General features: G+C 54.8%; 12 protein-coding genes. 8 read left to right on the top strand and 4 right to left on the bottom strand.

The annotated features are described in order from the left end of the window. From GXX82_05800 to GXX82_05815, 4 genes are all read right to left on the bottom strand, one after another. Positions 1–345, bottom strand: a 345-nt coding sequence (locus GXX82_05800; protein NLT22541.1) for a hypothetical protein, incomplete at its 3' end; no start/stop codon positions are given. Next, on the bottom strand, positions 329–928 hold the full coding sequence (locus GXX82_05805; protein NLT22542.1) for a prepilin-type N-terminal cleavage/methylation domain-containing protein: 600 nt from the start codon (positions 926–928) through the stop codon (positions 329–331). The genes GXX82_05800 and GXX82_05805, both read right to left, overlap by 17 nt. Continuing rightward, the gene (locus GXX82_05810) at positions 925–1,368 is read right to left on the bottom strand and encodes a prepilin-type N-terminal cleavage/methylation domain-containing protein (GenBank protein ID NLT22543.1); all 444 of its coding nucleotides are present in this window, start codon (positions 1,366–1,368) and stop codon (positions 925–927) included. Before GXX82_05810 ends, GXX82_05805 begins: the two co-directional genes overlap by 4 nt. After that, positions 1,361–1,972: a hypothetical protein gene (locus tag GXX82_05815; GenBank protein ID NLT22544.1), complete on the bottom strand. Its 612-nt coding sequence runs from the start codon at positions 1,970–1,972 to the stop codon at positions 1,361–1,363. Before GXX82_05815 ends, GXX82_05810 begins: the two co-directional genes overlap by 8 nt. A gap of 203 nt (positions 1,973–2,175) precedes the next feature. Between GXX82_05815 and GXX82_05820 the strand changes: the two genes are divergently transcribed. The 8 genes from GXX82_05820 to GXX82_05855 form a co-directional block, all read left to right on the top strand. Continuing rightward, the gene (locus GXX82_05820) at positions 2,176–2,427 is read left to right on the top strand and encodes a type II toxin-antitoxin system prevent-host-death family antitoxin (protein NLT22545.1); all 252 of its coding nucleotides are present in this window, start codon (positions 2,176–2,178) and stop codon (positions 2,425–2,427) included. Next, positions 2,424–2,840 carry a type II toxin-antitoxin system VapC family toxin gene (locus GXX82_05825; GenBank protein ID NLT22546.1) on the top strand — a complete coding sequence of 139 codons (417 nt, stop codon included), beginning with the start codon at positions 2,424–2,426 and terminating at the stop codon, positions 2,838–2,840. The genes GXX82_05820 and GXX82_05825 overlap by 4 nt, the downstream gene beginning before the upstream one ends. A 298-nt stretch (positions 2,841–3,138) precedes the next feature. Continuing rightward, positions 3,139–4,767, top strand: coding sequence for a pilus assembly protein PilM (locus tag GXX82_05830; GenBank protein ID NLT22547.1), 1,629 nt, complete (start codon positions 3,139–3,141; stop codon positions 4,765–4,767). Then, the gene (locus GXX82_05835; protein NLT22548.1) at positions 4,757–5,311 is read left to right on the top strand and encodes a hypothetical protein; all 555 of its coding nucleotides are present in this window, start codon (positions 4,757–4,759) and stop codon (positions 5,309–5,311) included. The genes GXX82_05830 and GXX82_05835 overlap by 11 nt, the downstream gene beginning before the upstream one ends. After that, entirely contained in the window at positions 5,298–5,891 is a 594-nt protein-coding gene (locus GXX82_05840) for a hypothetical protein (protein ID NLT22549.1), read from the top strand. Before GXX82_05835 ends, GXX82_05840 begins: the two co-directional genes overlap by 14 nt. Further along, positions 5,888–7,345, top strand: a complete 1,458-nt coding sequence (locus tag GXX82_05845; GenBank protein ID NLT22550.1) for a hypothetical protein — start codon at positions 5,888–5,890, stop codon at positions 7,343–7,345. Before GXX82_05840 ends, GXX82_05845 begins: the two co-directional genes overlap by 4 nt. A 12-nt stretch (positions 7,346–7,357) precedes the next feature. Further along, positions 7,358–8,527, top strand: coding sequence for a tetratricopeptide repeat protein (locus GXX82_05850; protein ID NLT22551.1), 1,170 nt, complete (start codon positions 7,358–7,360; stop codon positions 8,525–8,527). Then, positions 8,527–9,067: hypothetical protein (locus GXX82_05855; GenBank protein ID NLT22552.1), on the top strand; the 541-nt coding region annotated here is incomplete at its 3' end. The genes GXX82_05850 and GXX82_05855, both read left to right, overlap by 1 nt.

The following is a 9,067-nucleotide window of genomic DNA, read 5'->3' on the forward strand; positions in this document are numbered from 1 at the left end:
ATTTGAAAGGGTTATTCTTTGTGTGGTTCCCTGATACGTGCCATCAACGGTCAGAACATCTGTTTTCTCATCATACTTTGTGCTAAACGAGCCTTCGTTGGGGTTATCCGGATCAAAAGGCATGTTACTACCCTTCACGATATTTCCTTCTGATGCGAACCGTATCGCCCACTCAAGACCTGCCCTGGCTATCATGGTCGCGCGTTGGCCGTTGAGCAAAAGCGTGAAACCTTGTTGCTTTGAACTCACCATAGATACGAAGGCGGCGCCAAGAATCGCTATCACCGTCATGGCGATAACGAGGATGACAAGCATACTGCCTTTATCGTTATTGAATCGTTTCATAATAGTTGCCGCCAAATGACCTGCCAGTTTCACCGTAGCTGCTGTCGTAGTTGTTCGGAATAACCGTTGTTCTCAGCACAAAAGGAGGGATGGAGGGATCGCTAAGACTGGTTAGTTTGAGTTCAACCGTGATGGTTTCCTGGCCGGTGCCAGTAGGGGGATTCCTTGTTACTCTAAACCCGTAGTCGGTTGCGTCTGCTGGTATATTTATGTTGCTACCAACAAGAATAAACTCACCCGAGTTTTCGTTCCTAACCAAATCTCTGCCACTCTGTTTAAAAGTTACTTCTTTGGCGGAGCGGTAAGGATGCGCTGGTGTGTTGAACTTCAATACACTCGACCATGATGGATACTGCGGGACGTCTGTTGTGCTAATGACAGTCGCATCACTCAACTCCCGGGTGATCCGCTCCATAATACAGGCGCCGTCCGCGTAGAGGGGGCTTTGTTCCTTGACGAGCCTGTAAGTTCTTATGGCATTGTCCATGAAAGAGAAAGTGAATATGCCGAGAATAGAGAGCACGACTATCACCGTAACGAGTTCTATAATGGTAAAGCCTTTGTTTTCACTCCAGATCATCATGGCATGTTCGGTCTTCTCGTGATAATGGTTGAGATCTCATCAATTAGTAGGTCAGAATGCTTGACTGTTACAGTGACCCTTTTATAATAACTGCTCGTCGGGGATTTTGTGCTTAAGTCGAAGGGATTGACTGTCTCAATACGGCACGCGGTTTTATACTTGTCGTCAGAGGCCCATTCTATTCTAAAATCAGAATCAACAGGAGAAGAAGTGGTATAGCATGATAAGTTCCCTGCTGTAACGTTATCATACAGCGTGCTCGTGATCTCCGCCATTCTCTTATCAGCATAGAATCTCGCCTTCACATAGTAATCCGGTCTTGAATAATTGCTCATGACGCTTGTGAAGGCGATCATGGACGCAGGCAAAAAGATCGCGCCGATTATTATGAACATGATGAGTTCGATCAGCGTAAAGCCTTTATCGTTCGTTCTACTCAATGACTGTTTTCCCCGTGGAAGCGTACACCCTGATCGTCTGTCCTCCCGCCGTCTTGCCCCCCGACAGGTCTATCGTACCATAGTAGTTCGGCTCTCCAATAGAGTTGAATGTTATTGGACCGGCAAAGCCGCTGGTGCCTGTCACTTTCACATTGCCAGGCAATGTCTTGCGTGCTCCCGCCACAGTGTATATGCCGTAGTCGCCTCCATCAACGCGGAGTTGAATGGTCTGGGATATTCTCATTCCCATTGCCCGCATCTGCACGTACTGTATGTCCGCGATGAGCTGGTCGGCGGCTATGGAACTGTAGTCCTTTATGGTGAAGGGGTTCTTGATGATGATGGATGCGCTGAGCAAACTCATGACCACGATGACGATGACAAGCTCTATGGATGTGAAACCCCTCTCTCTTCTCCGCGCCGCATATGCCATGCGTTCCTTCATCCTTTTCTCGCTATTCTTTCCCCTTTTCCTTATTCTCGACTTGGCGATCTCGTCCATACTCAAAAGCGGGTCTTTCGAGACCCGGGAGCTGACAGGTTCGATCTTTTCCGCCCCCTGTTTGCTTGCAGATGCCTCCCGGATACCATGTATACAAAACATACCCGTCATTGCAGGCTATGTCAATGTGCTTGAAGCAGGAGGAAATAGGGGACGTTCAGATGGCCGTCGCCGATCGCCTGCTTCCATCTCTTCTGCGCGAGCTTCTTGAGGCAAATGTACACTTCTCAGGATACAGAGCCGAGTTGCTTTCCAGCTTCGACCTGGCGCTTGACAACAACAGACTGGTTTAATATACTGGTTAAATGAAAGTGAAAGAGAACACCGTGAGCGCTTTTGACGCCAAGACTCACCTTTCGCAGCTTCTCCAGGAGGTCGAGAAAGGACGGACGATCACGATCACGCGAAGAGGTAAGGTTGTCGCGCGGTTGATCCCTGCCGCGGAGGAAGACGCGGCATCGGTGGATGAGATTCTCACCGAATTGTCCGCCATAAGAAAGCGCGTGAAAGGCGGTTACGATATCAAGGAATTGATCAATGAAGGCAGGAAACGTTGACAAAATGGGTCATAGACTGCTCCTTCGCGGCGGCGCTTTTCCTGCCGGACAAAGCCTCTTCGCAGGTCAACCGCTTCTTTTCTGAACATTCCGATTCCCGGACATTGCATGTTCCAATGCTGTGGTGGTATGAAATGACAAACGTGCTTTGCGTGGCGGAACGAAAAAGGATGCTGAAAGAGGTTGATGTTCAGAGAATCATGGGGCTTCTTCCGCGATTCCCGATGGAGACAGATGAAGCCCGGGGTTTTCCTTATATCAGGCGGCTCTACGAAGTGGCCCGAACATACGGGCTTTCATCTTACGACGCGGCCTACCTTGAACTGGCCATGCGCATAGACGCGCAACTGGCCACGCTGGACAGGGAACTGGTCGCTGCCGCAAGCACCTGCGGGGTCCCGACACACCGTTGACCGCGCTCAAGCCGGACGTTCCAGCCTGATCCTGGCACAACGATCCGAAATCCCCGCAAGCGATGATCCGATCGATACACCGGCAATCCGAGGCGGGGATTTTCCTGTTGACATATTTCCGTGAAAACCATATAAAAGTACTTATAATTATGGGAATTATCGAGAGATATGGTCAAATATTGATTAGTCACCTTGGGATATGTCACCAACTATTTGATATCACTACTCTTTACAATATTCGTACCACGTGTGGCATGAGGCCGGTCGTACCGTTTCTGCCAGATAATACGGGGTGAGCTTGGATATCCTTGGTGTGGATATAGGGACCGTCAGCGTCAAGTACGTACGGTGCAAGGGCTCGGCGGGCAGCAGTGTTATAACCTCACAGGGTGATTATCCCTACAAGGGGGATTTCGAAGACCTCAGGCTTATCCTCGAGGATATCCGGATGAAGGAAGGCACGGACCTGGAAGTGGCCGTGGGTGTCTCGTCCCCGGATATCATCAAGAAGACCTTCACCATACCGATCCTTCCAAAAAAGGAACAGCGAGACGCCCTCAACTGGACGTCCGCGAAGGTCCTGTCCATGTCGCTCGATGACATGGTGTACGAGCACATGATGCTGGGGAGGATGGAGGAGAAGGGCGTCATGAAGGACGAGGTCCTCTTTGTCGGGACCTCGAAGGGATTCATTCAGCGCATTCAATCAGCTTTTCAGCAGGCCGGATTCCGGGACGTCGTTCTCGTCACCGACATCGCCTTCGCCTACGTGTACGCGCTGGGGGAGGTGGGTGAGAGGTCCATCGCGGTCGTCGATATTGGAGGAAGGCAGACGGGGCTTTACATCGCGAACGGCCGCCGTCTGATGTTCGCGCGGGAGATACTCACCGCCTCGGAGAGTTTTTCCGACGCCCTCATGAGCGGTCCGGGATTGTCCTATGATGAGGCCGAACAGTACAAGCGCGAGCGGGGCTTCGACGCGGAGTTGACGGAGATACTCAAGATACCCTTCGAACGCCTTGCCGGCGAGGTCCAGCGCACGTTCAGCGTCTACAACCAGCATTATCCCGACAAGGCGGTCACCCAGGTGTATGTGACGGGTCGGGGCGCGAATATCCCCAGGTTCATGGAAAAGCTCGAGGAGATGCTGGTGGAGCAGGTGGACCGTCTCGCGTCCCTTCACACGATCGAGGAAAAGTACATCCCTGCCCAGGCGCTCTGCATGAACATCGATGTCTTGCCCAATCTCCTTCCGGAAGGGGCGAAGAGGCGTGAGACGAGCAGGGTCCTCAAGCGCTTCGCCATGCTGGGCACGGTGATGATCGCCGCGGTCCTCATCCTTCTTTCCCTGGGGATGTGGCGCACCTCAAAGAACGCCGACCTGAGACTCAAGGCGGAGAAAGGCACGCTGGAGCAGATCAAGAAAGGCATCGAAGGCCTGGGGCTCAAGACGGTCAGTACGTTCATGGACCCCGGGGATATCGGCTTCATACGGAACGAGATCCAGAAAAAGGACATCACCTTCGTGACTCTCCTCAAGTATCTCTCGTCGAAGACCCCGACCGGCGTCTACCTCAAATCGGTGGAATTCGGAAAGCAATTCCCCGTCGATGCGCCGGCGGCGCCCGGGCAGGCTCAACAGGCTGCCGGTTCCGCGCCCCCGCCGTCGCCCCCGGCGAAGACCACCGAGGCGAAGCAGGATGCGGGGCAGAAGACCTCGGAGAATGAATACCCGCTGATCTTGAGGGGATACATCTTTGCCGAGGCGGATGCCCTGGAACTCAAGCTTTTTGATCTCCTCTTGTCCCTCAATGGGTCGGGTTTTATCCGGCACGTCGAGGTCTTGAACAAGGAGAGCAAGACGGTGCGGGGAAGGCCGGTGATGGAGTTCGCTTTATCAGCGAGGTGCGCGAAGCATGAGCTATAAGAACCTTTTGTGGCTTGCGGGTCCCGCCGTGGCGATCATCCTTCTGTGGGTGTTCGCGGTCTATATGCCCATAAACGCGCAGGCGAAAAAGGGGCAGAACTCACTCAACGCCGTCCTGCAGGAGCGCAAGGCCCTGGAGACAAGTCTGCTGACCATGACCCAGCAGGTGCAGACCCAGGAGACCCTGAAGAAGTCCTACGATGAGTTTCTCACCCGAGCCCCCGCGGTCGGCCGAATGGGGGAATACATGGCGGGTGTTGTCCACGCGGCAAAGCTAAAGGGGATGAGCCTTGAGCGCTTGAGCGGCCACTATGAGACGATGGAGATCTCGCACAAGAACATTGTCCATCCCGTCTTCGAGATGGGTATCAAGGGGAGGTTCCTTGACATGGGGCAGTTCCTCGAGGAATTGTCGGCACGGACGGCATACGGGAGCATCAAGCAGGCGCGGATCGCCTGTGATGAGAAGGAATACCCGGTCCTTTCCGGCCGGTTTGTCATAGAGTTCAAGGCCCTCAAGGAGAGAACGCGTGAAGGTAAGTAAACCCGTCCTCATCCTCTGCATCGTCTTGCTCCTCATCGCGGGGTACGTTCATTTCTTCACGGGCAAGAAAAAGCCGAAGGGGCCTGTTCCCCCGGCCCCACCCGCTGAGGCGCAGACACAAGCGGCAAAGCCGCAGACAGGACAGCCGCAACCGCAGCAGGCAGCGCCCCCCGCTCCGCCGGCCCCTGCCGGGCAGCAGACCCAGGCGCAGCAGACCCCGGGGAAACCGGAGACGGCTGTGGCTGCCGTGAAACCGCAGTTCGACAAACTGGCGGTGAGCTGGTCGTCGGACCCTTTCATGCTTCCCGCCATCAAGGGGAAAAAGGGCAGGGAAGAGGGCACCGCGGTGAGGCTTGCCGCGATCCTCGAGCGGGGCGGCGACAGGGTGGCGGTGATAGATCGTGATGTGGTTAAAAAGGGCGATATGATAGGGAACGAAAAGGTCGTGGAGATAGGCAGGGACAGGGTGGTGCTCGCCCGCGGCGCCGTCAGGCGCACCCTGACGCTTGCCGATCCCGATGCCGTCACCACCGAGGAGGCGCTCACGACAAAACCAAAAGCCACTGAGAGGGCCAAATGAAGATGAGATGGATCCCTTTAGTCCTGCTTTGTTTTCTTCTTTCCTGCGCGCATTCCGAGAAAGCGGCGCAGAAGAGCGCGACGAAACCACCCGATATACCGAGCCCGGTTTCGTTCCAGGTGGATAAGGAGCCGAAGGCCGCGGCAAGGCAGGCCGAAGACCTCTATTCCTTTTCGCTTCGCGAGGCGGACGTGAAGGACATCCTTCGCGCCATTGCAAAGCAGACAGAGTACAATGTTGTCGTCGAACCTGACGTGAAGGGTCTCACCACCGTCGATCTGAAACAGGTTACCCTGCCGAAGGCGCTCGAATATATACTTGAGCCGCTCAATTACGCGTACAAGATCGAGGACAGGACCGTCTACGTTTCCAGGCCCAAGGTGGAAACGAAGATATTCACGATCAACTATCTTTCCCTGAAAAAGACAGCGACAAGCAAGGTGACATGGAAGGAAGGAGGTTCGTCCAGCACCACGACCTCTTCCGGCACCACGAGCAGCGAAGACAAGACCCTCGAAATAAAGAGCGAGACCGAATCGGACCTGTGGAAAAGCCTTGAAGACAACCTGAAGCCCATGCTGTCCAAGGATGGAAAGCTCGCGATAAACAGGCAGGCGTTCACCATCATGGTGGCTGACTACCCGAAGAACCTGAAGAGTATCTCCATGCTCCTTGACGGCCTTGAAAAACCGATGCATAGGCAGATCCTCATCGAGGCGAAGATAGTCGAGGTGATACTGAACGTCGGATCGCGGCAGGGTATCAACTGGAGCCTGGTGAACGCGAGGGTGGGAAGCTTCGCGAACATCAGCGTCACGCAGAACTTCACCATGCCCGCTGATTTCAGCATCACGCAGCCGGTGTTCCGTTTCTTTGTCGGGTCTCCTTCCTCGGGAGAACTCGATATCTCCAATTCCTACGTCGAGGCGCTGCAATCCGAATACGAGACGCAGGTGCTCTCGAATCCGAAGATATCGACACTCAACAATCAGAGGGCCGTTATCAAGGCGACGACGCAGGAGGTTTACTTTGACGAGGCCTTGGCCTACACCAGTGGAAGCGCCACTCCCGTCGCCACGTACACCCCGAAATTCATGAACGTGGGCATTGTTCTCGATGTGACCCCGCAGATCGATGAGAACGGCAACATCATACTGAGCGTGCACCCGGTGTATTCGACGATATCAAGCTATGTCAATTCTCCCAACCCCGACTCGCAGGGCAGGGTGCCTGTCATCACGACACGGGAAGCCGATACGATCGTCCGGATAAAGGATGGTGAAACGGTGGTGATAGCCGGCCTCATCCAGGAGAGAAAGTTCAAGGACAGGACGGGGATAAAGGGCCTCAGTTCCGTCCCTATCCTGGGCCAGCTTTTCAGGATGGATACGGAAGAGAAGAGGAACACCGAACTTGTCGTGTTTCTGACCCCGAAGATCATCTACGTCAGGTGAGGGTACGCATAGATGAGCATAATCCATGATGCCCTGAAGAAGGCACAGGAACAGAGAAAAGGGAACGCGTCCGGCATTCCTGTCGGCGGCAACGAGCCCGGGGCTAAAAAAAAACCGTCTGTCGCACTGATCGCGGTTGTTCTGGCTCTCGCCGTCGCGGTGGTCGCCTATCTCTACATCCCGGCGTTCCATAAGGGGAAAGCCCTGCCCCCGCGGCAGCCGAAGGTCCCGGTGTCCTCACCCCCCGGTGTCGCAAAGACACCCGGTCCGGTGCAGAATGTTTCGGGGCCGGAGGCGAAACCGCAGGCGACCCGAACGGCACTGGCAGCGGCAGAGTCACGAGCCGTGACAGAAAAGAAAGGGGCGGGTCCGTCGCAGCAGCAGGGTCTTTCCGCAAAAAAGGAGACACCCGGACCCGGCGCCGCAAAGGCGCCATCCGCTGTGAAACCTGTCGTGGGCGGCAAAACGCCGGTTCCGCGGTCTCCGGCAGACGGGCAGGATGTGAGAACAGTCCGGAGTCCGCGGGTGGTCGCGGGCGCCTACCAGAAAGAGAAAGAGGATCCCGGAGAGGAGCTTATCCGGCGGACGAGGGTAAGAAGGACTGACGAAGAAAGGATAGACGCTCAATACAACGAGGCTCTCAGGGCGATAAACTCCGGTCGGACCGGTGATGCCCGGAGGATATTCAACGATATTCTCGCAAGAAGGCCGGGTCACCTGGAATCTCTCAACAATCTCGGGGTCATCGCGGCTTCGCAGGGCAACAGGAAGGAGGCCGTCTCATATTTCAAAAGGGTCCTCGAATATGATGCCAATTACCCGAAGGCGTACAACAACCTGGGCCTTGTCATGATGTCCGAGGGGCAGGCCCAATTGGCGGAGGAGTATTTCCGCAAGGCCATCTCCCTCGATCCGAACGGTCTCGAGCCCTACATGAACCTCTGCGCTGTCCTGCGGACCCAGGCAAGATTTCAGGACGCGGAGAAGGTCATGGAAGCGCCGATGAAAAAGAACCCGAAAGACCCGCTTCTTTTTCTCTCCTACGCCGTCATCAAGGACAACCTCGGCCAGACCGGAGAAGCCGTGAAATACTACCGGCAATATCTCAGCCTGGCAAAGCCATCGGACGCGCAGAGGAATGGAGTCCTGGAAAGACTGAAATATCTCGAAGGCAAAAAGTAATGGCAAGAATGCGCAAGAGACTTGGGGAATTGCTTCTTGATGCGAAGAAGCTGACGGAAAAGGACCTTCTTCGGGCCCTCACGGAGCAGAAGAAATATGGCGACAAGCTCGGCAAGGTCATCGTCAAGCTGGGGATGCTTTCCGAGAAAGAGATCATCGATACCGTCAGCAAGCAGCTCAACATCCCCATCATCGATCTCAAGGAGCTCGAGATCCCCGAGGACGTCGTCACACTCATCACCACGGACATCGCCAAGAATTCCATGGTTATCCCCGTCATGCGCAGGCACAACGTCCTCAAGCTCGCCATGGTCGATCCCCTCGACATAGACGCCATGGACAACGTGGCGAGAATGGTCAAGATGGAGATAGAGCCCCTCATCGTCACCGAGGACGAGCTGAAGCAGGCGCTTGAGAAGTACTATGGTCTCAAGACCATCGTCGAGGAGACCCTCGACAAGATTCGGGAACAGGCATTGACCCTTGAAAAGGACGAAAAGGACGAAGACGAAGATGAACGGATATCCATGGACCTTGTGG

It is taken from the genome of Syntrophorhabdus sp. (assembly GCA_012719415.1).
In the GTDB taxonomy this organism is placed as follows: domain Bacteria; phylum Desulfobacterota; class Syntrophorhabdia; order Syntrophorhabdales; family Syntrophorhabdaceae; genus Delta-02.

Excerpts from the sequence above, each read along its gene's own strand:
- GXX82_05850 (NLT22551.1), top strand. The coding sequence starts at position 7,358 with ATGAGCATAATCCATGATGCCCTGAAGAAGGCACAGGAACAGAGAAAA.
- GXX82_05835 (NLT22548.1), top strand. The coding sequence starts at position 4,757 with ATGAGCTATAAGAACCTTTTGTGGCTTGCGGGTCCCGCCGTGGCGATC.
- GXX82_05805 (NLT22542.1), bottom strand. The coding sequence starts at position 928 with ATGATGATCTGGAGTGAAAACAAAGGCTTTACCATTATAGAACTCGTT.
- GXX82_05845 (NLT22550.1), top strand. The coding sequence starts at position 5,888 with ATGAAGATGAGATGGATCCCTTTAGTCCTGCTTTGTTTTCTTCTTTCC.
- GXX82_05820 (NLT22545.1), top strand. The coding sequence starts at position 2,176 with ATGAAAGTGAAAGAGAACACCGTGAGCGCTTTTGACGCCAAGACTCAC.
- GXX82_05815 (NLT22544.1), bottom strand. The coding sequence starts at position 1,972 with ATGTTTTGTATACATGGTATCCGGGAGGCATCTGCAAGCAAACAGGGG.